Raw genomic sequence first — 23,274 nt, forward strand, 5'->3', positions numbered from 1 at the left:
AGGCCGAGCGCATGATGAAGCGCTTCCAGAAGGGTCTGTTCAACATGAACGACCTCAAGAACCAGCTTGAGCAGATGATGAAGATGGGCGGGATGCAGTCCATCATGTCGATGATGCCGGGCATGGGCAAGATGGCCAAGCAGGCCGAAGATGCCGGTTTCGACGACAAGGCCATCCGCCGCCAGATCGCGCTGATCGATTCCATGACGAAAAAGGAACGCGCCAACCCGGACGTGCTGCAAGCCAGCCGCAAGAAACGCATCGCCGCCGGTGCCGGGTTGGAGGTGTCGGATCTTAACAAGCTTCTCAAAATGCAGAAGCAAATGGCTGATACCATGAAGAAACTTGGCAAGATGGGCAAGGGCGGCATGCTCAAGCAGGCGATGCGCGCGATGCAGGGCAAGGGCGGCGGGCTGCCTGACATGGCCGATGCCGATCCCGCGAAGATGGCCGAGGCAACGAAGATGCTGCAAGACCCCAAGGGGCTGGGCGGCCAGCTTGGCGGGATGGGCCTGCCGGGCGGGCTGTCGGGCCTGTTCAAGGGGAAGAAGTAAGTTTTTGCAATGGCTTGCGCTGAAAACATTATTCAATTTGCAGGGTTTGACGCATGGCTGCGCTGACCGCCACTCCGGTTCTTGAAACCGCGCGCCTGACCCTGCGCGCGCCGGTTGCCGATGACTGGCCCGGCTGGCGCGACTTCTTTGCCAGCGACCGGGCCCGTTTCGTCGGCGGGCCGATGACCCAGCCGGGGCAATCTTGGCGCGCCTTCGGCCATTTCATCGGCCATTGGGTTTTGCGCGGCTACGGCATGTTCGTGCTGGTCGAACGCGACACCGGCCTGACACTTGGCGCTGTCGGCCCGTGGTTCCCCGACGGCTGGCCCGAGCAGGAGATCGGCTGGACCCTCTGGCGTCCCGAGGCCGAGGGAAAGGGCTTTGCGCATGAGGCCGCGCTGGCCGCCCGTGCGTTCGCCTTTGACCGTCTGGGCTGGTCTACCGCCGTCAGCTATATCGCGCCCGACAACGCGGCTTCGATCGCGCTGGCGGAACGGCTTGGCGCAAGCCCCGACCCGCGGGCCGCGATTCCCGTCTTTTCGACCGGACCCGAGCCCATCGTCGTCTACCGCCACCCCAGGGAGGACGCATGAGCGACGCCGCCGACCGCGCTGCCCGATTGCTGAAAGAGCATCGCGAATCCATCGACCGTCTGGACGCGATCCTTGTCTATACGCTTGCCGAAAGGTTCAAGCATACCCAATCCGTCGGCCGCCTGAAGGCCGAACACGATCTTCCACCGTCCGATCCCTCGCGCGAGGCAAGCCAGATCGAGCGGTTGGAACGCCTCGCGCGCGAGGCCGACCTCGACCCGGAATTCGCGCGTAAATTCCTGAACTTCGTGATCGCCGAAGTCATCCGGCACCACGAAAGCTACCAGATACCGGGCGAAAACCTCGCCTGATCCGCCATTTGAAAGGAGCATACCCAATGGCAATGAAAATCCGTCTGGCCCGTGGCGGCAGCAAGAAGCGCCCGCATTACGCCATCGTCGCAACCGATTCGCGCATGCCGCGCGACGGGCGCTTCCTGGAAAAGCTGGGCACCTACAACCCGCTTCTGCCCAAGGACAGCGAAGAGCGCGTCAAGATGAACATGGAACGCGTGCAATACTGGCTGAGCCAGGGCGCGCAGCCGACCGACCGCATCGCGCGCTTCCTGGAAGCCGCGGGCATCCGCGAAAAGGCCGAGCGCAAGAACCTGAAAAAGGGCGAGCCGGGCAAGGCCGCGCAGGAACGCGCCGCCAAGCGCGCCGAGCGTGAGGCTGCCGCAAACGCACCGGCAGAAGAAGCGGCTTCGGAATAATGTCCGGGCGGGTCTGCGTGGGTGCAGTCGCGGGCGCTTTCGGCGTCCGGGGCGAGGTGCGGCTGAAAAGCTTCTGCGCCGAGCCTGCCGATATCGCCACCTACGGCCCGCTTTTCACCGAAGACGGCGGGCGGAGTTTCTCCGTCCGCCTGACCCGGCCCGTCACCGGCGGGCTTGGCGCAAGGTTGTCGGGCGTCGAGACACGCGAGGGGGCCGAGGCGCTCAAGGGCGTGACGCTATGGGCGGATCGCGATGCGCTGCCCTCGTTGCCCGATGACGAATTCTATCATGCCGACCTGATCGGGCTGGAGGTCGTCGATACCGGCGGCGCCGTGCTTGGCCGGGTGCGCGCGATCTATGACCACGGCGCGGGCGATATTCTGGAAATCGCGGGCCGCAAGCCGATCATGCTGCCCTTTACCCGGCAATTCGTTCCGACCGTCGATCTGGGCGCGGGCCGCGTCGTCGCCGATCCGCCGGAGGAGGGCGGGGAATGACCGCGCCCCGCTCTCATGGCCGCATCGCGGTGCGCCTGTCGTCGCAACCCTCGGACCTGATGGGGCCGCCCGAGGTCGCGGGGGCCTGGACCGCGCAGGTCGTGACGCTGTTCCCCGAGGCGTTTCCCGGTGTCCTCGGCCTGTCGCTGACAGGGCGGGCGCTGTCGCAAGGGCTGTGGAACCTGCGCACCGTCGACCTGCGCCCCTTCGGCGAGGGACGGCACCGCAATGTCGATGACACGCCCGCGGGCGGTGGTGCGGGCATGGTGATTCGCGCCGATGTCATGGCGCGCGCGCTGGACGAGGCGGCGGCAGGGGCTGCGGGCAGGGCGCTGCCGGTGATCTATCTTTCCCCGCGCGGACGTCCGCTGACGCAGGCCCGTGCGCGGCAACTGGCGCAGGGACCGGGCGTCACGCTGATCTGCGGGCGGTTCGAGGGCGTCGATCAGCGCGTCCTGGACGCCTATGGGGTCGAGGAGATCAGCATCGGCGATTACGTCCTGACCGGCGGAGAGCTTGCTGCTCAGGTCTTGATCGACGCGACGGTTCGGCTTATACCGCGCGTGCTGGGGAATCAGGACTCTCTGGCCGAGGAATCCTTTTCCCCGGACAATGGCGGCCTGCTCGAACATCCCCAGTATACGAAGCCAGCCCACTGGGAAGGCCGCGCGATACCCGAGGTTCTGCTGTCGGGAAATCACGCGGCTATTGCCGGTTGGCGTCGCGACATGGCCGAAAGGCTGACCAAGGAACGCCGCCCCGACCTGTGGCGGGCATACGAGCAAACCCGTATGGACCCGGCAAAGGACCGACAGCTCTCGGGCGCATCAGACCAATCGCGGGACCGCCGCGAGCATGAAAAGGATTAACGCGATGAACCTGATCGCCCAGCTCGAAGCCGAGCAGATTGCCGAACTCGGCAAGGAAATTCCCGATTTCAAGGCCGGCGACACCGTGCGCGTCGGCTACAAGGTGACGGAAGGCACGCGGACCCGTGTGCAGATGTATGAAGGCGTCGTGATCTCGCGCAAGGGCGGGGGCATCGGCGCCTCGTTCACCGTGCGCAAGATCTCGTTCGGCGAGGGTGTCGAGCGCGTCTTCCCGCTGTATTCGACCAATGTCGATTCGATCACCGTCGTGCGCCGCGGCCGCGTCCGCCGCGCCAAGCTGTATTACCTGCGCGAGCGTCGCGGCAAGTCGGCCCGTATCGCCGAGGTCACGAACTACAAGCCCAAGGCCCAAGCGGCCGAAGCCAAGGCCTGAGGAGTCCGGTCATGAGAAAAGACATCCATCCCGAATACCACACGATCGAAGTCAAGATGACGGACGGCACCACCTTCCAGACCCGCACCACCTGGGGCAAGGAAGGCGATACCATGTCGCTGGACATCGACCCGACCTCGCACCCCGCATGGACGGGCGGCTCGGCCAAGCTGATGGACACCGGCGGCCGCGTGTCCAAGTTCAAGAACAAATACGCCGGCCTGGGCTTCTGATCGCCCTGCCAGCGGAAAAGGAAAACGCCGCCCCAAGGGGCGGCGTTTTTCGTTGGGGCAGGGCGATGATTTTCCGCATCTTTCGGCAGCGCGACGGGTTTTCTTCGCCGTGGCCCCGGCCTATGGTCCGCGCGTTTGGGAAAGCTGCCTGCCGGGGGTGATCGTGGCGCATATCATCGTTGTCGGAAACGAAAAGGGCGGTTCTGGCAAATCCACGACCTCGATGCATGTGGCGACCGCGCTTGCGCGGCTTGGCCACCGGGTCGGCGCGCTGGACCTGGACGTGCGCCAGCGCAGTTTCGGGCGCTATCTGGAAAACCGCATGGCCTTCTTGCAGCGCGAGGGGCTGGACCTGCCCACGCCGACCCTTGGCACGCTGGATCCGGGCCTGCCCGACCCCCTTTCGGCGGCGGTCGAGGCGCTGGAGGCCGATTGCGACTTCATCCTGCTGGACTGCCCCGGCTCTCATACCAAGCTGTCGCAGATGGCCCACAGCCTTGCCGATACGCTGATCACGCCGATGAACGACAGCTTCATCGACTTCGACCTGCTGGCGCGAATGTCACCCGAGGGCAAGGTTCTCGGCCCCTCGATCTATGCCGAGATGGTCTGGTCGGCGCGGCAGATGCGCGCGCAGGTGGGCGCGGGGCCGATCGACTGGCTGGTGCTGCGCAACCGGCTGGGCACGCAGGCGATGCACAATAAGCGCAAGGTCGGCTCGGCCCTTGGCACCTTGTCCAGCCGGATCGGTTTCCGCGTCGCACCGGGCTTTTCCGAGCGGGTGATCTTTCGCGAACTTTTCCCGCGTGGGCTGACGCTGCTTGACCTGCGCGACGTCGGAACGGAAACTCTGAGCATGTCGAATATCGCCGCGCGGCAAGAGCTTCGCGAGTTGATCGGCGAATTGCAGCTACCCGGCGTTACGGTCAATTTCTAAGCGGCGTGCCCGCGGGTATGATCCGGCCCGGAACCAACGGATCGAGGCCGAAGATGCCGGTAAAATCGCCCCTCTTGCTGACGGCGTTCCTGTTGGCCGCCACGCTGGTTCCGCCGGTGGCCACGCGCGCGCTAGAGGCGGCGGGGCAGGTCCTGCCCGCCGTCCAGGTCAGCGAGGCGGCCAACCGCGAAATGCAGCGCCGCGTGCCCGTCTCGGGGTCGCTGGCCGCGCGGCAGGAGGTGGTCATCCATCCCAAGGTCAACGGCTATGCGGTCACCGAACTGCTGGCCGACAGCGGCGACCGGGTCGAGGCGGGGCAGGTGCTTGCGCGTTTGCAGGACCAGACCCTGCGCGCGCAACTCGCGCAGGCCGAGGCCGAACATGAACGCGCGAGCGCCGGGATCAAGCAGGCCGAAAGCCAGATCGCCAGCGCCGCCGCCGCGCTGACCGAGGCCTCGGCCACGCTGGAACGCACGCGGCGCCTGCGCGCCAGCGGCAGCACCGCGCAGGCCGCGCTGGACCAGGCGGTGGCGGCGCAGGCCACCGCACAGGCCAATGCCGATTCCGCCCGCGACGGGCTGAGCGTGGCGCGCGCTGCGCTGGCGCAGGCGGATGCGGCGCGGGTGATCGCGCGGCTCAACCTGGATTATGCGCGCATCACCTCGCCCATAGGTGGCGTGGTGATCGAGCGCAACGTCAACCTGGGCGAATTGTCGGGCAGCGCCACCCTGCCCATGTTCCGCGTCATCGCGGATGGCGAGGTCGAACTGGCCGCCGAGGTCATCGAAAGCGCCATCCCCGAGTTGCGCATCGGCGCGCCGGTCACGCTGGAGGTTTCGGGCATCGGCAGGCTGGAAGGCCGCATCCGCCTGCTGCCCGCCGCCGTCGATCCCGCGACCCGGCTTGGCACGATGCGGGTGGCGCTGGACCCGGACGAACGGCTGCGTCCGGGGCTGTTCGCCTCGGGCTGGATCGTGACGCAATCGGTCGAGGCGGTCGCGGTCCCCACCTCTGCCGTGCTGACGGGCGAGGGGGGCGATTATGTCCAGGTCGTGCGCGACGGCCAGGTCGAGACCCGGCCGGTCCGCGCGGGCCTGATCTGGGACGGGCACCGCCAGATCACCGAGGGCCTGGCGGAGGGCGAGACGGTGCTGACCCGCGCCGGCGCCTTCTTCCGCACCGGCGACCGCGTGCAGGTGATCGCCCCCGGCGAAGGCGAGGCCGCGCCATGAACATGTCCACCTGGTCGATCCGCAACCCGGTGACGCCCATCGCGGTTTTCGTGGTGCTGGTGCTGCTGGGTATCTTCAGCTTTCGCAGCCTTGCCGTTACGGCGATGCCCAATATCGACCTGCCTTTCGTCAGCGTCACCGTCTCGCAACCCGGTACGGCGCCGTCGGAACTGATCCGGCAGGTCGTCCAGCCGATCGAGGATTCCATCGCCAGCATCACCGGGGTGCGGCATATCACCTCGACCGCGACGGACAGCACGGCGGTGTTGCAGGTCGAATTCGAGCTGGAAACCGACAGCGACCGGGCGGTGAACGACGTCAAGGACGCGGTGGCCAATGTCCGCGCCGAACTGCCCGATTCCATCGAGGAGCCGCTGGTCCAGCGCATCGACATCGAGGGCATGCCGATCCTGACCTATGCCGTCAGCGACCCTTCGAAATCCATCGAAGAGCTTTCGACCTTCGTCGACGACGTCATCGGGCGCGAGCTTTCGACGGTGGAAGGCGTCGCCTCGGTCACCAGGATCGGGGGCGCGGACCGGCAGATCAACGTCGACCTGGACCCGCGCGTGATCGAATCGCTTGGGCTGACGGCGGCCGAGGTCTCGCAGCAGTTGCAGGCCCGCAACATCGACCTTGGCGGCGGGCGCGGCGATCTGGCGGGGACGGAATATTCGATCCGCACGCTCGGCTCGGCCCTCACGGTCGAGGCGCTGGCGGCAACGCCCATTTCGATCGCCGAGGGGCGGCAGGTCGCGCTGGACCAGTTGGGCGAGGTCACGGACGGCGGCAGCGAGGAACGCGGCTTTGCCCTGCTGGACGGCAACCCGGTGGTGGCCTTCGGCGTCTATCGCGCCACCGGCAAGTCGGACCTGGTCGCGGGCGACGGCACCAAGGCGCGCCTGCACGAACTCGCGGCGCGCTATCCCGGCACGCAGATCGCCTTGATCGACGACGCCACGACCTACACGAAGGACAGCTACAAGACGACGATGAAGACCCTTTACGAAGGCGCCGCGCTGGCCGTCATCGTGGTCTTTCTGTTCCTGCGCAACTGGCGCGCGACGCTGATCGCGGCGGTGGCGCTGCCGCTTTCGATCATCCCGACGTTTTTCGTCATGGAACTGCTGGGTTTCACGCTCAACGGCATCAGCCTGCTGGCGATCACGCTGGTCACCGGCATCCTCGTCGACGACGCCATCGTGGAAATCGAGAACATCGACCGGCACATGCATCAGGGCCTGCCCGCCTACGAGGCCAGCGAGGAAGCCGCCAGCGAGATCGGCCTGACCGTCATCGCGATCAGCTTTTCCATCGTCGCGGTCTTTGCCCCGGTGGGGATCATGGGCGGCATCGCGGGGCAGTATTTCAAGCAATTCGGCCTGACCGTCGCCGTTTCGGTGCTGTTTTCGCTGCTGGTCGCGCGCACCATCACGCCGATGATGGGGGCCTATCTCTTGCGCGACGGCAGCCACAGCGGGGCCTCGGGCGACGGGCCGGTCCTGCGCCGCTTCCTGCCGGTGGTGGCCTGGACGATGCGCCATCGCGGGCTGACGCTGCTGATCGGGGTGATGGTCTTTGCAGGCTCGATCTTTTCGGCGACGCTTCTGCCGACCGAGTTCATCCCCGCAAGCGATGTTGGCCGCAGCCAGATCAAGATCGACCTGCCCCCCGGCTCGACCATCGAGGAGGTCGAGGGCACGTCGCGCGCCCTCAGCCGGCGCATCCTTGAGGTGGACGAGGTCACCTCGGTCTTTGTCATCGGCGGCGACGGCGATGTGAACGAGACGCGCTTCATGGTCAATTACGGCGACAAGCGCCACCGCGACCGCAGCAGCTTCCAGATCGAGGACCAGTTGAAGCGCGACCTGGCCGTCTTTCCCGACCTGCGCATCAACTTCCAGAATGAGATGGGGCAGAACGATTTCAGCATCACCGTCCTTGGCGACAGCCAGGACAGCGTGAACGCAGGCGCCAACCAGCTTGTCCAGGCCATGCGCGGGCTTTCGACGCTGGAGGGCGTCAGCTCATCGGCCAGCCTGCTGCGCCCCGAGTTGCAGATCACGCCCCGGCCCGAGGCGGCGGCGCAGCTTGGCGTTCCAGCCTCGGTCCTGGCAACGACGCTGCGCATCGCGACGCTTGGCGATACCGAGGCGAACCTGGCCAAGTTCAACGCGGGCGACGAGCAACTGCCCATCGTCGTGCGCCTGAACCGCGAGGCGCGGACCGATCTGGACCGGATCCGCAACCTGCGCCTGCCCGGCGCGCAAGGCCCGGTTCCGCTGGTCGCGGTCGCCGATATCAGCTATGGCGCGGGCGCGTCCGAGATCGGGCGATACGACCGCCGCTTCAGCACGACCGTCACCGCCAACCTTGCCAACGGAGCGTTGCTTGGGCCGGTGAATGCACAGGTGCTGGAATTGCAGCAGCAGCTTGACCTGCCGCCGGGGGTCGAGATCAAGCCTGCCGCCGATGCCGAGATCATGGGCGAGGTTTTCGAGGCGTTTTCCGGCGCCATGATCATGGGCGTCGTGCTGGTCTATGTCGTGCTGGTGCTGCTTTTCCATAATTTCGTCACGCCGGTCAGCATCGTGCTGTCGCTGCCCCTTGCCATCGGTGGCGCGATCCTTGCGCTGGCGCTGACGAACAACTCGATCTCGATGTCGGTGGTGATCGGCTTCCTGATGCTGATGGGGATCGTGACCAAGAACGCGATCATGCTGGTCGAATTCGCGCTGACGGCGATGCGCGCCGGCATGGATAAGCGCGAGGCGATCATGGATGCCGTCCACAAGCGCGCGCGCCCCATCATCATGACGACCATCGCCATGACGGCGGGCATGGTGCCCTCGGCCATCGGCACGGGCGAGGGCAGCGAGTTCAGTTCCCCGATGGCCATCGCCGTGATCGGCGGGCTGCTGCTTTCGACGATGCTGTCGATGCTGTTCGTGCCCTCGCTGTTTTCGCTGGTCCACGGCGCGCAGGACCGCGCAGGGGGATGGATCGCGCGCCGGATCGGGATCAACAGCCCGCGAAGCGGCTGACCTCGCGGCATGAAAAAGGGGCCTTGCGGCCCCTTCTTGTGGATTGATACGCGCCGTCAGGCCAGCATCGCGACCGGGTTTTCCAGGTTTTCGACGATGGCTTGCAGCAGTTGCGCGCCAAGCGCCCCGTCTATCACGCGGTGATCGACCGACAGCGTCATGGACATGACGTTGCGGATGACGACCTCGCCGTTTTCCACGACCGGCGTCTGGATGCCGGCGCCGACGGCAAGGATCGCGCCGTGGGGCGGGTTGATGACGGCGTCGAAATTCTCGATTCCGAACATGCCCAGGTTGCTGATCGCGAAGCTGCCGCCCTGGTATTCGTGGGGCGCAAGCTTCTTGGTCTTGGCGCGGGTCGCAAGGTCCTTCATCTCGCCCGAGAGCGCCGAGAGGGTCTTGAGATGCGCGTCCTTCAACACCGGCGTGAACAGCCCGCCTTCGATCGCGACGGCCACGGCCACATCCGAGGGCTTCAGTTTCAGGATGCGGTCGCCCGCCCAGACGGCATTGGCATCGGGCACCTGTTGCAGCGCCAGCGCGCAGGCCTTGATGACGAAGTCGTTGACCGACAGCTTGACGCCGCGGGTTTCGAGTTGCTTGTTCAGCGTCGCGCGGAACTTCATCAACTCGTCCAGCTTGGCGGACCGGCGCAGGTAGAAATGCGGGATGGTCTGCTTCGCCTCGCCAAGGCGTGCGGCGATGGTGCGGCGCATGCCGTCCAGCGCGACCTCGGTGGTTTCGCGGTCGGCATACATCTTGAGGATGGTTTCAGCCGAAGGACCGGCGGGCGCGGCGGCGGGGGCCGGGGCGGCTTTCGGGGCGTCAGAGGCAGCGGGCTTCGCGGCGCCGGGCTTGGCACCTTCCACATCCGCCTTGACGATGCGCCCGCGCGGGCCGCTGCCGGTCACGGAAGCAAGGTCGATCCCCTTTTCCGCCGCGATCCGGCGCGCCAGCGGCGAGGCGAAGATACGCCCGCCATCCGCCGATTTCGGCGCAGCCGGGGCAGGCGCCGCAGCAGCAGGGGCCGCCGCCGGGGCAGGGGCCTCGGCGGCTTTGGGTTCGGGCGCGGCTTCGGCCTTCGGCGCGGGGTCCGCACCGATGTCGTCGGCGCTTTCGCCTTCTTCCAGCAGGACGGCGATGGGGGTATTCACCTTCACCCCCGCCGAGCCTTCGGCGACAAGGATCTTGCCCACCGTGCCCTCGTCCACGGCCTCGAATTCCATCGTGGCCTTGTCGGTCTCGATCTCGGCCAGGATATCGCCGGATTTGACGGTATCGCCTTCCTTGACCAGCCATTTGGCCAGTGTGCCTTCCTCCATCGTGGGCGACAGCGCGGGCATCAGGATTTCTGTCGGCATCTTGCTGCTCCCTTAGCGATAGGTGACTTTTTTCACGGCTTCGACGACCTCGGAAACCGTGATCAGCGCGTGTTTTTCAAGGTTGGCGGCGTAGGGCATGGGAACGTCCTTGCCGGTGCAGTTGATCACGGGCGCATCCAGGTAGTCGAAGGCGTTTTCCATGATATGGGCCGAAAGATGGTTGCCGATCGAGGCGACGGGGAAGCCTTCCTCGACCGTCACGCAGCGGTTGGTCTTCCGGACCGAGGCGATGACGGTGGCATAGTCGATCGGGCGCAGGGTGCGCAGGTCGATGACCTCGGCCTCGATCCCGTCCCCGGCCAGCTTGTCGGCGGCTTCCAGCGCGTGGGCCATGCCGATGCCGAAGCTGACGATGGTGACGTCCTTGCCCGCCCGCGCAACCTTGGCCTTGCCGAAGGGGATGGTGAAATCCGGCAGGTCCGGCACCTCGAACGAGCGGCCATAGAGGATCTCGTTTTCAAGGAAGATCACCGGGTTGTTGTCGCGGATCGCGGTCTTCAGCAGGCCCTTCGCATCGGCGGCGGTATAGGGCATGACGACCTTCAGGCCGGGGATCTGGGCATACCATGCCGCGTAATCCTGGCTGTGCTGCGCCGCGACGCGCGCCGCCGCGCCGTTCGGGCCGCGGAAGACGATGGGCGATCCCATCTGGCCGCCAGACATGTAAAGCGTCTTGGCGGCCGAGTTGATGATCTGGTCCACCGCCTGCATGGCGAAGTTGAAGGTCATGAACTCGACGATCGGGCGCAGCCCGCCCCACGAGGCGCCGACGCCGATCCCGGCGAAGCCATGTTCGGTGATCGGGGTATCGACCACGCGGCGCGGGCCGAACTTGTCCAGAAGGCCCTGGCTGATCTTGTAAGCGCCCTGGTATTCGCCGACCTCTTCGCCCATGAGAAAGACGGTCTCGTCGCGCTCCATTTCCTCGGACATGGCTTCGCGCAGGGCCTCGCGCACGGTCATGGTCTTCATCGCCGTGCCTTCGGGCCAGTCGGGCGAAAGGTCCGGCTCGGGGGTGCTGACCGCCTCGACCGCCGATGCGGCGGGGGCTTCGCTTTGTTCGGCGGGCTTTTCGCTTTCGGGTTCCGAGGCCGATTTGGCCGATGCCGGAACAGAGATATCGTCCGCGTTTTCGCCTTCCTCGACCAGGACGGCGATGGGGGTGTTGACCTTGACGCCCTGGGTGCCTTCCTCGATCAGGATCTTGCCCAGGATGCCTTCGTCCACCGCCTCGAATTCCATCGTGGCCTTGTCGGTCTCGATCTCGGCCAGGATGTCGCCGGATTTGACGGTATCGCCTTGCTTGACCAGCCATTTGGCCAGGGTGCCTTCCTCCATCGTGGGCGACAGGGCGGGCATGAGGATTTCGGTTGCCATGTTATGTCCCTCCCTCAGGCGTTTTCTTGGGGCAGTTCGTCGGCGTAGATATCGGTCCACAGCTCATCCAGCGCGGGTTCCGGGCTTTCCTTGGCGAACTCGGCCGAATCGTTGACGATATCCTTGATTTCCTTGTCGATGGCCTTCAGGTCATCTTCGGAAGCGTGCTTGCCTTGCAGCAGCAATTCGCGGACATGCTCGATGGGGTCGCGTTCGTCGCGCATCTTCTGCACCTCTTCGCGGGTGCGGTATTTCGCGGGGTCGGACATCGAGTGGCCGCGATAGCGGTAGGTCATCACCTCAAGGATGTAAGGCCCCTTGCCTGCGCGGCAATGGGCCACGGCCTTTTCGCCCGCGGCCTTGACGGCCAGCACGTCCATGCCGTCCACCTGCTCGCCGGGGATGCCGAAAGCCTCGCCGCGGCCATAGAGCGTCGTCGACCTGGTCGAGCGCTTCATCGAGGTGCCCATGGCATATTGGTTGTTCTCGATGACGAAGATCACCGGAAGCTCCCACAGCTCGGCCATGTTGTAGGTCTCGTAAACCTGCCCCTGGTTCGAGGCTCCGTCGCCGAAATAAGTGAAGGTGACGTTGTCATTGCCCAGATATTTGTCGGCAAAGGCAAGGCCCGCGCCAAGCGGCACCTGCGCGCCGACGATGCCGTGGCCGCCGTAGAAATGCTTCTCGCGGCTGAACATGTGCATGCTGCCGCCCTTGCCCTTGGAATAGCCGCCCTCGCGCCCGGTCAGTTCGGCCATGACGCCGCGGGCATCCATGCCGCAGGCCAGCATGTGGCCGTGGTCGCGGTAGCTGGTCACGCGCTTGTCGCCTTCCTTCGAGGCGGCTTCCAGCCCGACCACGACGGCCTCCTGCCCGATATAGAGGTGGCAGAACCCCCCGATCAGGCCCATGCCGTAAAGCTGGCCCGCCTTTTCCTCGAACCGCCGGATCAGCAGCATGTCGCGGTAATATTGCAGCAGTTCATCGCGCGAGACATTGGGCCGGGCAGCGGTTCTGCGCGCGGGGGCTGTCTTTGCGGGGGTGGCTTGGGGCGTTTTCGCCTCGGCGGGCTTCCTTGCCATGCGGTCTCCTCCGATACGGTGCAGGATAGTTCAGCGTTAAACTATCCCTAGCCGATGATGCAAGGACCTGCAATCGCCATACGGGCGGGCGCGCAAGATTCGACCTTCAGCGGATGATGACCTCGTCGGCGCGCATCAGGCCAAGCACGGCGCGGGCGCGTTCATCCAGCAGGTCGATGTCCAGAAATTCGTCCGACAGGCGGCGGGTCAGGTTCGACATCTGGTCGACCTCGGCCTGCAAGCGGTCGCGTTCTGCGATGAGATCCTGGGTTTCGGCCTGCAACTGCACGCGGCGCAGGATGCCCGAAGGCCCCTGCACGGCGGCGAAGGCGAAATAAAGCCCCGCCCCGATCATCAGGATGAAAAAGACGACGGTGCCGATCGACAGGCGCTGTGACATGGTGCTGCTCGGGTTCTTGTTCGTTGGCGCGACCATAGCGCGCCAGCCGGGGCTTGGGAATCCCGTTCTCCAAAGCGGGCTAGTGGCGGGCGGATCGCCACATGGCGATGTCGTCCTCCAGCGCGGTCTCCAGCCGGTCGCGCAGGCGCGGGGGCAGGTCCAGCGGCGCCCGGGGCGAGACGTTCCAGCGCGGGCTTTCCAGCTTTTCCCCGAAGATGTCCGACAAGAAGGCCATATATTCGGTCTCGGCTTCGTAGCGGAACAGGTGGTCCACGCCGAACTTGCCGTCGCGGTCCTGCATGAACCAGCTCTGGCGTCCGATCTCGGCATAGGCGGGACGTTCGCCGGGGCGCAGCCAGGCGCGGATAAAATCGGCAAAGCTGACGCCCTGCGTGCTGTCGGGCCGGCCCGCGAAGCCGTCGCGCAGGCGATAGCGATACCAACTGCCCAGCCAATCGACCGGATGGCGGATCAGCGCAAAGCTGCGCCAGTCCCGTGCCGCCGGTCCGGCCAGCGGCAGGATGCGCGTCTGGACCTGTGCCAGCCCGATATGCTTGGCCTGCGGCGGCGCGTTCAGGTTGATCCCCGCGCGCGGTCCCAGAAGCCGGGCCAGCCCCATCGTCCCGGTCTTGGGAACGGCAAGCACGATCAACTGCCTGTCGGGAAAGATCATCATGGCCGGACCGCCCCTCGGATTGCGTCTTTGCCCCGCGATGTGCCAGCCCGCGCGCGCTGCGTCCAGCCCCCCAACTTGCTGCTGACCCCCGCGCGAGACCATGTTAAGCCGGTGCGAAAGGAAAGGATCGGCCATTGCGGGCATCACCTATACGTCGGAACCCCTGGGGGTGCGCATGATCGGCCTTTTGCGGCTTGCGCTGTTCATCCTGGCGATCGAGGCGGTCTTTTACGGGCTGCTGTGGGTCTATCTGCGCAGCACGCGGCGCGAATCGCTGGAACGGGAATGGGACCGCCGCCATCCCGAAAAGGCCGGGCCGTCCGAGGAAAGGGCTGCTTTCGTGCGGCGTTTCATGCAAGGCTACGGCGCACGCCTGCGCCGCCGCCTGTCGTGGCTGGTGCTGGTCCTGCCGCTGGCCGTGATCATGACCATCATTTTTTTCGTGAATTACCGCTGAGGGGGCATCATGCGCTATTTTCTGACGGCCTTGGGGGTGATCTTCGGCATTACGGTCTTTCTGTTTCTGGACTATGCGCTGCCCTCGAAACAGACGGTGCGGATCACCAACACCTACAACCGCCTGACCGAGGTAGGGGCGAACGCGATCTTCTTCGCCGCGCCCGATACCGGCACGGTGCAAAGCGCCAGCGACCGCCGCGACGTGCTGTTCATCGACACGGTGCGGCCCAACGGCAAGGTCTACGTCTACCGCAACGAGGATACCGGCTGGGTCTGGCCGCCCTACTTCAAATACACCAGCATGGACTTGCAGGGGCGGGCGACCGACCTGCGTTCGACCCGCGAAGCGCCGCGCTGGGTCAGCGTGACCTCTTACGGGTGGCGGGTGCCGTGGCTGTCGATCTATCCCAATGCGATTTCGGTCCGTCCGGTCGAGGGGCCGGACGTGCGGCCCTTCAACTGGGGCGCGACGGTCTCGCTGGCGGTGATCGGGCTGCTGCTGGCGCTGATCCTGCGGATGTGGAACCAGTTCCGCGAGCGGATGCTGGAACCCGCCGCGCGCTCGGCCCAACAGCGGCGGCAGGTGGCAAGGGGACGCGCCGGGCGCTGGATCGACCGGCTGTTCGGACGCAAGGACGGCTGAGGCGGGAACCGTCAGCGGCCCGTCAGCCAGTGCAGCCCTGCCTCGGTCGTCGTGGCGGGGATGTATTCGGCGCTGATCCAGCCGTTGTAACCGCTGCGTTCGACCTCGCGGAAAAACCGGGTGAAGTCGACCTGGCCATTGCGCGGCTCGCTCCGGTCGGGCAGGCCCGCGATCTGGGCATGGCGGATCAGGCTGGCGAAACGCGCCCAGCATTCGACCGCGTCGCCCTCGATCATCTGGGCGTGGTAGATGTCGAATTGCAGCCCCAGGTTCGGGGCACCGATTTCGGCGATCAGTTCGGCGGCCAGTTGGAAACTGTCCAGAAAGCAGCCGGGCATGTCGCCGGGGCTGGTCGGCTCGATCACCAGGCTGGCATGGGGCGCACGGGTGGCGGCCCAACGAAGGTTCCCGACAAGGGTGCGGCGGGCGTCGGGGCCCTGGGCCTTGCCCGGCATGATGTTGAGGTGACGCGCGCGCAATGTCCCCGCGATGCGCAGGGCGCGCTCGAAATCGGCGCGGAAACGCGGCTCGCCCCCCGGCACGGCGGCAAAGCCGCGCGGGCCGCCCGACCAGTTGGGCGCGGGGGTGTTCATCAGCACGCAGTCCAGCTTGTGGTCCTGCAACTGCCTGCGCAGGTCGGCCGGCGGCAGGTCGTAGGGAAAGAGGATCTCGACCCCCTCGAATCCCGCGCGCCGGGCGGCAGCGAAACGCTGGGCCATCGGCATTTCGGTGAACAGATAGGTCAGGCTGGCCGCGAAACGCACCATCTTACGGCTCCAGCGCCATCCAGTGACCGCCCGAGCGGACGGAAAGCCGCCCATCCGGCCCCGGCCTTGCCATTTCGGCAAGGCGGTAGAAGGTCTTGCGGTCGATCAGCGCCTGCAACCCGCGCCGGACATGCAGATAGGGGCGCGGCAGGTCGGCGGTGCCGCCAAGGGTCACGGCGTTTTCCGGCCCCGCCACCACGCGGTCGCCGAGATTGGTCGCAAAAACCAGCCGATCGCCTTCGTGGTCGACATCCACGGCCAGAAAGGGCGCGTCCTCGACCCGGATGCGCAGCTTTTCGACCGGGGTGACAAGGAAATGCGCGTCCCCCTCGCGCTTGAGGATCGAGGCGAAAAGCCGCACCATTTCAGGCCGGTTGATGGGGCGTTCCTCGTGGATCCAGCTTCCGTCCGCGCGGATCACCAGATCCATGTCGCCGCAGAAGGGCGGATCCCACAGATGCACCGGCGGCAGCCCCCCTTGCGCGATTTCTTGCGCGGAGGCCGCGAGATTTCGCAAATCGTTCACGCTTTTTTCAGAGTTTTCGGCCATTCCCGGTGGAGCCTCTCTTCGGCTGTCTCTATGCTGTCCTAGAACAGAAAAAGGGCGTTGTCATGGCTGTGGATGATAAACTGGTTGCCGAGATCGAACAGCTCACCGCGCGCTTGTCGCAGGCTCGCGAAAGCGTCGAGCAGCGTTTCGTCGGCCAGAAATCGGTCGTCGAGCAGGTGCTGGCCGCGATTCTGTCGGGCGGTCATGCGCTGCTGGTCGGCCAGCCGGGACTGGGCAAGACGATGCTGGTCGATACGCTGGCCACGGTGCTGGGGCTGGACAATGCGCGCATCCAGTTCACCCCCGACCTGATGCCGGCCGACATCCTGGGGTCCGAGGTGCTGGACGTGAAACCCGACGGCACCCGCGCCTTCCGCTTCATCGAAGGGCCGGTCTTTACCCAGCTTCTGATGGCGGACGAAATCAACCGCGCCAGCCCGCGCACCCAGTCGGCGCTGTTGCAAGCCATGCAGGAAGGCGAGGTGACGATCAGCGGCCAGCACCGCCCGCTTGGCCGTCCCTTCCACGTCCTGGCGACCCAGAACCCGATCGAGCAGGAAGGCACCTATCCGCTGCCCGAGGCGCAGCTTGACCGCTTCCTTCTGCAAGTCGACGTGGGCTACCCCGACCGCGACACCGAACGCGCCATCCTGCTGGCGACCACCGGCACCGACCAGGGCGCCCCCCATGCGGTTTTCGACGCGCAGGGGCTGGTTGCCGCGCAGGCGCTGATTCGGCGGATGCCGGTGGGCGAGACGGTGCTGAACGCCGTGCTGGACCTTGTCCGCTCGGCCCGCCCCGAAGCGCCCGAGGCGCCCGAGGCGCCCGACTGGCTGGCCGAGGCGCTGGTCTGGGGTCCCGGTCCCCGCGCCGCGCAGGCGCTGATGATGGTGACCCGCGCCCGCGCCGTCCTGCAAGGCCGTTTCGCGCCGACGCTGGACGACGTGACTGCGATGGCCGCGCCGGTGCTGCGCCACCGCATCGCGCTCAGCTTTGCCGCGCGGGCAAGGGGGGAAAGCGTGGATGCGCTGATCTCGCGCCTGCTGGGTGACAGGATGCAGGCCGCCGCGTGACGCAGGGGACCGACAGCCATCAGGCGCGGGCCGACCGCAGCCGGACCCTGCGCGCGGATGCCGAGGCCGCCGCCGCGGGCCTGCCCGCGCTGCTGCTTTCGGCCGAGCGGCTCAGCGTGGCGCTGTTGCAGGGCGGTCACGGGTTGCGCCGGGCGGGATCCGGCGACGACTTCTGGCAATACCGCCCGGCGACGGCGGGCGACAGCGCGCGGACCATCGACTGGCGGCGCTCGGCCCGGTCGGATGCGCAATTCGTCCGCGACCGCGAGGCGCAGACCGCGCAATCGGCGGTCATCTGGGTGTCGTGCGGGGCGGGGATGGGCTATCGCGGCGCCGATTCGCGCCCGGCCAAGCGCAACCGCGCCGAATTGCTGTCGCTGGCCATCGCCATCGCCATGCTGCGCGGCGGTGAAAAGGTGGCGCTGGCGGGCGGCTTGCCCCGTCCGGGCCGCGCGCAGGCCGACCGCATCGCCTTCGGGCTGGCGCAGTCCTGGGCCGATCCCCGTCCCGAAGACGACGCGCCGCCCGAATCGGCGCTGCGGCCGGGGCAGCGGATGCTGCTGGTCTCGGATTTCCTGGGCGATCCGCAGCCCTTGCTGGGCTTTCTGGAACATGCGGCCTCGCTGGGCGTGCGGGGCGCGATGTTGCAGGTGCTGGACCCCGACGAAGAGGTGTTTCCCTTTCAGGGCGCGGTGCTGTTTCGCAGCCCCGACGGCGGCGTGCGCCACCAGACCCGCGACGCCGCCGGTATCCGCGCGGATTACCTTGCCCGCCTGGCCCAGCGGCGCGAGCTGCTGTCGCGCGCCGCGCGCCAGAGCGGCTGGCATTTCGGCACCCACGACACCGCCAGCCCGCCCGCGCAGGCGCTGATGTGGATCGCCTCGGTGATGGAGGGCTGATGCTGATCCTTGGCCCCCTCGGCTTTGCGACGCCCTGGCTGCTGGCCTTGCTGGCCGCCTTGCCGGTGCTGTGGGTGATCCTGCGCGCCGTGCCGCCCGCGCCGAAGGTCCTGCGCTTTCCCGGCACGCGCCTGCTGATGGGGTTGCGCGACCGGGACGCCGTGGCGCATCGCACGCCCTGGTGGCTGCTGCTCTTGCGCATCCTGGCGATTGCCGCCGCCATCCTGGCTTTCGCCGGGCCGGTCTGGAAACCCGCGCCGATGCAGGACGACGACCGGCCCCTGCTGGTCGTTCTGGACGCAGGCTGGGCCGCCGCGCCCGACTGGCCCGCCCGCCTGAACCGGGCGGCAGGCGAGGTCGAGCGGGCAGGGGCCGCAGGCCAGCCCGTCGCGCTGCTGGTTGCCGACGGGCGGGAAGAGGGGGCGCTGCCCTTCGTTTCCGGGTCCGAGTTGACAGGCCGCCTGCGCGCGCTGCAACCCGCGCCTTGGGACACGATCTATCCGCCCGATCCCGACGAATCGCTGGCCGCCGCGCCGGAGGCGGGGCTGCGCACGCTGTGGCTCAGCGACGGGCTGGACCGGGAAGCCCGTGCCGAATGGCTTGCGGCGTTGCGCGCGCGCGGCCCGGTTTCGGTCGTCACGCCCGCCGCCCCGGTGCAGTCGCTGGAACTGGTGGACGGACCGCGCCCCTCGCTGATCCATCGCGCGACGGGACCCGTGCCCGATCCCGTGATCCGCGCGGTCGGTCCCGATCCGCAGGGCGTGCTGCGCGAACTGGCCCGGCTGACCCCGTCGGATGCGGTGGGCGAGGCCGGTATCGCGACGCGCCCCGTTCCGATCGACCTGCCGTCCGAATTGCGCAACCGCATCACCCGGTTCGAGATCGCCTCGACCCCCTCGGCCGGGGCGGTGGTGCTGGCCGACGATCGCGTGCGCCGCCGCAAGGTCGCGCTGGTCGGCGACGACCGTGCGGGCGAGGGGCAGGAACTGCTTTCCCCCATGCATTACCTGCGCGAGGCGATCTCACCCCACCACGACCTGATCTCGGGCGGGTTGCCGGACGTGCTTCAGGCAACGCCGGATGTGATCGTCATGGTCGATCAACTGGTCGGCGACAGCGGCGCGCTGGAGGAGTGGGTGCGCGACGGCGGGCTGCTGATCCGCTTTGCCGGGCCGCGCATGGCCGCATCCGCGCAACTGGACGCCGATCCGCTGCTGCCCGTGCGCCTGCGGATCGGGGGCCGCGACGTGGGCGGTGCGCTCAGTTGGGGCGAGCCGCGCGGGATCGCGGATTTCGACGGCAACGGTCCCTTTGCCGGGCTGGTCCCGCCCGCCGACGTCACGGTGCGGGCGCAGCTTCTGCCCCAGCCCTCGCCCGAGGTCGAAGGCGCGATCATCGCCCGCCTTTCGGACCAGACGCCCTTGGCCACGCGCGAGGCGATGGACCAGGGCCAGATCGTCCTGGTCCACACCACCGCCAATGCCGAATGGACCAACCTGCCGCTGTCGGGCCTTTTCGTGGGGATGCTGGATCGGCTGATCCACAGCGCGCGCAATGCCGAGGCCGTGGCCGACCGCGAAACTGCCGAGGACGTGATCTGGGTGCCCGAATATGTGCTGGACGGCTTTGGACGCGACATTCCGGCCGAGGGGGTGAACCCCGTGCCCGCCGCCGATTTCGCCGCCGGTGCCGGTCCGCAGGCGCCACCGGGCGTCTATCTTGCGGGGGAACGGCGCGCCTCGCTGAATGCGGGGGGGACGCTTGCCCTGCCGGACTGGACGGGCGCGCAGGTGCAGGGACCGCAGGCCGCGCCGGGTGTCTTGCTGATGAAATGGCTGCTTGCCGCTGCCGCGCTGATCCTTGCGCTGGATGCGCTTGGCAGCGCGCATCTCGCGCGCGGCGGGCGAAGGGCCGAGGTCCGATGACGATGATCCGCTTGCTGCTGCTGACGATCCTGCTGCTGCCCGCCACGCTGGCGCATGGGCAGGCGCCCGATCCCGATCCCCGGCTGGTCCGCGCGGCTGGCGACCTGGCGCTGGCCTATGTCGTGACCGGCGATTCGCGCGTTGACCAGGCGTCCGAGGCGGGGCTGCGCGGCCTGTCGCGCGAACTGGCCAACCGCACCACCGTCCGCCCCGGCGAGCCGATCGGCATCGACCTGGATCACGACGACGTTTCGCTGCTCAGCTTCATCTACTGGCCCGTGACGCCCGACCAGCCCGCGCCCTCGCCGCAAGCCTATCTGCGGCTGAACCAGTTCCTGCGCTCGGGCGGGATGATCCTGTTCGACACCCGCGACGGCGATATCGCGGGGCTTGGCGGGCCGGATGGATCGGTCTCGTTGCAGGCGCTGGCCGCGCCGCTGGACATTCCGCCGCTGGCCCCGGTGCCCGCCGATCACGTCCTGACCCGCAGCTTCTATCTGCTCGATGACTTCCCCGGCCGCCATCAGGGCGGCGCGCTATGGGCCGAGGCACCGCCCCCAGATGCCGAGGCGGTCGCGGGCGTGCCCTTCCGCAGCCTCAACGACGGGGTGTCGCCGGTGGTGATCGGCGGCAATGCCTGGGCCGAGGCCTGGGCCGTGGACAGCCGCGGCCTGCCGATGTTCACCGTGGGCTACGGGTTCGAGGGCGAACGCCAGCGCGAACTGTCCTATCGCTTTGGGGTCAACCTCGTGATCTATGTGCTGACGGGCAACTACAAATCCGATCAGGTTCATGTCGGTGCGCTGCTGGAACGCCTTGGCGAACAGGGCGCGATGGACCGGGGAGAGATGCAGCCATGACGCAGCTTGCCTTCGATCCGCTGCTGCCCTGGCCTTTTGTCGGAGCGCTTGGCCTGCTGGCGGTGCTGGTCGCGCTCTGGTCGTTTTGGCGCGGGCTGAGGGGGTGGGCCTGGCGCGGGCTGGCGATCCTTGCCGCGGCCCTGGCCCTGTCGGGACCGATCCTGCAATCGGGCGCGCGCACGCCGCTGTCCGACATCGTCATCCTGCTGGAGGATCGCAGCGCCAGCCAGTCGCTGCCGGGCCGCGATGCGCAGACCGATCAGGCCGTCGAAAACCTGACCCGCCAGGTCGAGGCCCTGCCGAACACAGAACTGCGCCACATCACCATCGGCGACGAGGGCGAGGGCACGCTTCTGGGTCAGGCCCTGACCCGTGCCCTTGCCGCCGAACCCGAGGCCCGCATCGCCGGGGTCATCGCCCTGACCGACGGGCAGGGCCACGACCCCGCGATGATACCGGCGACGGCGCCCGCGCCGGTCCATGTCCTGCTGACCGGCCAGCCCGATGATTGGGACCGCAGACTGGTCATCGAAGAGGCCCCGGCCTTCGCGCTGGTCGGCCAGCCGGTCACCATCCGCGTCCGAATCGAGGATCAGGGCCGGGTCCCCGCCGGGGCCGCGCAGGTGACCGAGGATCTCGCGATCTCGGTCGATGGCGAGCAGGTCCAGACCGTCAGCGTCCCCATCGGCCAGCCGGTCGAGTTGCAATTCGTGCCCGAACATGCGGGCCAGAACGTCGTCTCGATCGGTTTCGACGCGCCGCAGGCCGACCCGCCCGAACTGACCGACCGCAACAATTCGGCCGCGGTGCAGATCCAGGGCGTACGCGACCGGCTGCGCGTCCTGCTGGTCTCGGGTGAGCCGCACGCGGGCGAAAGAACCTGGCGCAACCTGTTGAAATCGGACACGAATGTCGATCTGATCCATTTCACCATCCTGCGCTCGCCCGAGAATATGGACATGGTTCCGGTCGATGAGATGTCGCTGATCGCCTTTCCCACGCGCGAGCTGTTCATGGAAAGGGTGCAGGATTTCGACCTGATCATCTTCGACCGCTATGCCGTGCGCGGTATCCTGCCGCCGGAATATTTCGACAATATCGTGCGTTACGTTCAGGATGGCGGTGCGCTGCTGGTGGCGGCGGGACCCGAGATGGCCTCGGTCCAGAGCCTCAACCTCTCGCCGCTTGGCCGCATCCTGCCCGCCCGGCCCACGGGGCGGATGTATCAGGACGCCTTCCTGCCGCAACTGACGGACGAGGGGCGGCGCCATCCTGTCACCTCGGAACTGCCCGGCGCGCCAGCCGACGGCGAGGCGCGGCATTGGGGCCGTTGGCTGCGCATGGCGCAGGCGCTGCCCGATCCGGGCGCGCAGGTGGTGATGTCGGGGGCCGAGGGCCAGCCGCTGCTGATCCTTGACCGCGTGGGGCAGGGGCGGGTGGCGCTGCTGGCCTCGGACCAGGTCTGGCTGTGGGATCGCGGTTTCGAGGGCGGCGGGCCGCAGCAGGAATTGCTGCGCCGCATCGCGCATTGGTCGATGAAAGAGCCTGAACTGGAAGAAGAATCGCTGCTGGCCGACGTCCGCCGCGATCTGAGCGTGACGATCACCCGGCGCACCATGCAGGACCGCCCCGCCCCCCTGCGCATCACCGGGCCGGACGATTACGAAACCGAACTGACGCTGGATCAGGCCGGGCCGGGGCGTTTCACCGCCACCTGGGACGCGCCGGGGCCGGGTATCTATCGCATCGGCGATGGCCAGATCACCCGCGTCCTGGCGCTTGGCCCGGCGGCGCCGCGCGAGTTCGAGCGCACGCTGGCCTCGGGGGAAATGCTGGGACCGCTGGCCGAGGCGACGCAGGGCGCGGTCCTGCCCCTGTCGGAAGGCGTCCCCACCCTGCGCACCGTGCGCGAGGGGCGCCGCGCCCACGGCAGCAATGTCGCGGGCGACTGGATCGCCGTCACGCCACGCGATTCCGCCACGATCGTGGGCCTTTCGCATGCGCCGCTGCTGCCCGGCTGGGCATGGCTGCTGCTGGTCGCCGGGTTGGCGCTGGCGGGTTGGCTGCGCGAGGGGCGGCGCGGTGCGGGCTGACGGCTACGCTGGAAAACTTGCCA

Annotated in this window: 24 protein-coding genes and 1 pseudogene; 18 read left to right on the plus strand and 7 right to left on the minus strand. The window is 67.4% G+C overall.

Annotation, left to right across the window (positions count from 1 at the left end; genetic code table 11):
• From Q0O97_RS12495 to Q0O97_RS12545, 11 genes and pseudogenes are all read left to right on the plus strand, one after another.
• Positions 1-554, plus strand: a pseudogene (locus tag Q0O97_RS12495) (signal recognition particle protein); the annotation flags it as partial.
• Positions 555-607: 53 nt separating this feature from the next.
• On the plus strand, positions 608-1,147 hold the full coding sequence (locus Q0O97_RS12500) for a GNAT family N-acetyltransferase (protein ID WP_294929650.1): 540 nt from the start codon (positions 608-610) through the stop codon (positions 1,145-1,147).
• A complete protein-coding gene (locus Q0O97_RS12505; protein ID WP_294929653.1) occupies positions 1,144-1,458 on the plus strand; it encodes a chorismate mutase in 315 nt (104 codons plus the stop codon). The genes Q0O97_RS12500 and Q0O97_RS12505 overlap by 4 nt, the downstream gene beginning before the upstream one ends.
• Positions 1,459-1,484: 26 nt before the next feature.
• Positions 1,485-1,859, plus strand: coding sequence for a 30S ribosomal protein S16 (gene rpsP / locus Q0O97_RS12510; RefSeq protein WP_294929656.1), 375 nt, complete (start codon positions 1,485-1,487; stop codon positions 1,857-1,859).
• A complete protein-coding gene (gene rimM, locus Q0O97_RS12515) occupies positions 1,859-2,356 on the plus strand; it encodes a ribosome maturation factor RimM (RefSeq protein ID WP_294929660.1) in 498 nt (165 codons plus the stop codon). Before rpsP ends, rimM begins: the two co-directional genes overlap by 1 nt.
• Complete coding sequence (trmD, locus tag Q0O97_RS12520) at positions 2,353-3,225, plus strand: tRNA (guanosine(37)-N1)-methyltransferase TrmD (RefSeq protein WP_294929663.1); 873 nt, start codon at positions 2,353-2,355, stop codon at positions 3,223-3,225. The genes rimM and trmD overlap by 4 nt, the downstream gene beginning before the upstream one ends.
• 4 nt (positions 3,226-3,229) lie before the next feature.
• Positions 3,230-3,619 carry a 50S ribosomal protein L19 gene (gene rplS / locus Q0O97_RS12525; RefSeq protein WP_294929666.1) on the plus strand — a complete coding sequence of 130 codons (390 nt, stop codon included), beginning with the start codon at positions 3,230-3,232 and terminating at the stop codon, positions 3,617-3,619.
• Between the two features lie 11 nt (positions 3,620-3,630).
• On the plus strand, positions 3,631-3,852 hold the full coding sequence (gene rpmE, locus Q0O97_RS12530) for a 50S ribosomal protein L31 (protein WP_294929669.1): 222 nt from the start codon (positions 3,631-3,633) through the stop codon (positions 3,850-3,852).
• A gap of 163 nt (positions 3,853-4,015) precedes the next feature.
• Positions 4,016-4,789 carry a division plane positioning ATPase MipZ gene (locus Q0O97_RS12535; RefSeq protein ID WP_294929743.1) on the plus strand — a complete coding sequence of 258 codons (774 nt, stop codon included), beginning with the start codon at positions 4,016-4,018 and terminating at the stop codon, positions 4,787-4,789.
• 53 nt (positions 4,790-4,842) lie between these two features.
• A complete protein-coding gene (locus Q0O97_RS12540; RefSeq protein WP_294929672.1) occupies positions 4,843-6,021 on the plus strand; it encodes an efflux RND transporter periplasmic adaptor subunit in 1,179 nt (392 codons plus the stop codon).
• A complete protein-coding gene (locus Q0O97_RS12545; RefSeq protein ID WP_294929676.1) occupies positions 6,018-9,065 on the plus strand; it encodes an efflux RND transporter permease subunit in 3,048 nt (1,015 codons plus the stop codon). Before Q0O97_RS12540 ends, Q0O97_RS12545 begins: the two co-directional genes overlap by 4 nt.
• Before the next feature lie 56 nt (positions 9,066-9,121).
• On the opposite strand, the gene Q0O97_RS12550 is transcribed toward Q0O97_RS12545, so the two are convergent.
• The 5 genes from Q0O97_RS12550 to Q0O97_RS12570 all read right to left on the minus strand — a co-directional run bounded on the left by Q0O97_RS12550 (position 9,122) and on the right by Q0O97_RS12570 (position 13,982).
• Complete coding sequence (locus tag Q0O97_RS12550) at positions 9,122-10,426, minus strand: pyruvate dehydrogenase complex dihydrolipoamide acetyltransferase (protein ID WP_294929679.1); 1,305 nt, start codon at positions 10,424-10,426, stop codon at positions 9,122-9,124.
• Between the two features lie 12 nt (positions 10,427-10,438).
• A complete protein-coding gene (locus Q0O97_RS12555) occupies positions 10,439-11,824 on the minus strand; it encodes a pyruvate dehydrogenase complex E1 component subunit beta (protein ID WP_294929682.1) in 1,386 nt (461 codons plus the stop codon).
• Positions 11,825-11,838: 14 nt separating this feature from the next.
• Positions 11,839-12,906, minus strand: coding sequence for a pyruvate dehydrogenase (acetyl-transferring) E1 component subunit alpha (pdhA, locus tag Q0O97_RS12560; RefSeq protein ID WP_294929685.1), 1,068 nt, complete (start codon positions 12,904-12,906; stop codon positions 11,839-11,841).
• Between the two features lie 106 nt (positions 12,907-13,012).
• Positions 13,013-13,306 carry a septum formation initiator family protein gene (locus Q0O97_RS12565; protein WP_294929688.1) on the minus strand — a complete coding sequence of 98 codons (294 nt, stop codon included), beginning with the start codon at positions 13,304-13,306 and terminating at the stop codon, positions 13,013-13,015.
• Positions 13,307-13,385: 79 nt separating this feature from the next.
• Entirely contained in the window at positions 13,386-13,982 is a 597-nt protein-coding gene (locus Q0O97_RS12570) for a sulfotransferase family 2 domain-containing protein (protein ID WP_294929691.1), read from the minus strand.
• Positions 13,983-14,157: 175 nt separating this feature from the next.
• On the opposite strand from Q0O97_RS12570, the gene Q0O97_RS12575 reads away from it, so the two are divergent.
• Positions 14,158-14,439, plus strand: coding sequence for a hypothetical protein (locus Q0O97_RS12575; protein WP_294929694.1), 282 nt, complete (start codon positions 14,158-14,160; stop codon positions 14,437-14,439).
• 9 nt (positions 14,440-14,448) lie between these two features.
• A complete protein-coding gene (locus Q0O97_RS12580) occupies positions 14,449-15,084 on the plus strand; it encodes a DUF1523 family protein (protein ID WP_294929697.1) in 636 nt (211 codons plus the stop codon).
• 11 nt (positions 15,085-15,095) lie between these two features.
• Here the strand turns inward: Q0O97_RS12580 and Q0O97_RS12585 are convergent, their stop codons facing one another.
• Positions 15,096-15,851, minus strand: a complete 756-nt coding sequence (locus tag Q0O97_RS12585) for a TIM barrel protein (RefSeq protein ID WP_294929700.1) — start codon at positions 15,849-15,851, stop codon at positions 15,096-15,098.
• 1 nt (position 15,852) lies between these two features.
• Positions 15,853-16,401 (minus strand): DUF1285 domain-containing protein, encoded by a 549-nt coding sequence (locus Q0O97_RS12590; RefSeq protein WP_294929703.1) that lies wholly within the window; start codon positions 16,399-16,401, stop codon positions 15,853-15,855.
• A 62-nt stretch (positions 16,402-16,463) separates the two neighbouring features.
• Between Q0O97_RS12590 and Q0O97_RS12595 the strand changes: the two genes are divergently transcribed.
• The 5 genes from Q0O97_RS12595 to Q0O97_RS12610 are packed head-to-tail and all read left to right on the plus strand — an operon-like array spanning position 16,464 to position 23,251.
• Positions 16,464-17,474 (plus strand): MoxR family ATPase, encoded by a 1,011-nt coding sequence (locus tag Q0O97_RS12595; RefSeq protein ID WP_294929706.1) that lies wholly within the window; start codon positions 16,464-16,466, stop codon positions 17,472-17,474.
• The gene (locus Q0O97_RS12600) at positions 17,471-18,373 is read left to right on the plus strand and encodes a DUF58 domain-containing protein (RefSeq protein WP_294929709.1); all 903 of its coding nucleotides are present in this window, start codon (positions 17,471-17,473) and stop codon (positions 18,371-18,373) included. Before Q0O97_RS12595 ends, Q0O97_RS12600 begins: the two co-directional genes overlap by 4 nt.
• Positions 18,373-20,298, plus strand: a complete 1,926-nt coding sequence (locus tag Q0O97_RS12605; protein WP_366125256.1) for a BatA domain-containing protein — start codon at positions 18,373-18,375, stop codon at positions 20,296-20,298. Before Q0O97_RS12600 ends, Q0O97_RS12605 begins: the two co-directional genes overlap by 1 nt.
• A complete protein-coding gene (locus tag Q0O97_RS17485) occupies positions 20,295-21,158 on the plus strand; it encodes a DUF4159 domain-containing protein (protein WP_366125257.1) in 864 nt (287 codons plus the stop codon). The genes Q0O97_RS12605 and Q0O97_RS17485 overlap by 4 nt, the downstream gene beginning before the upstream one ends.
• Positions 21,155-23,251 (plus strand): hypothetical protein, encoded by a 2,097-nt coding sequence (locus Q0O97_RS12610; protein ID WP_294929712.1) that lies wholly within the window; start codon positions 21,155-21,157, stop codon positions 23,249-23,251. Before Q0O97_RS17485 ends, Q0O97_RS12610 begins: the two co-directional genes overlap by 4 nt.
• The last annotated feature ends 23 nt before the right edge of the window (positions 23,252-23,274 follow it).

It is taken from the genome of uncultured Paracoccus sp. (assembly GCF_945915435.1).
Lineage (GTDB): Bacteria > Pseudomonadota > Alphaproteobacteria > Rhodobacterales > Rhodobacteraceae > Paracoccus.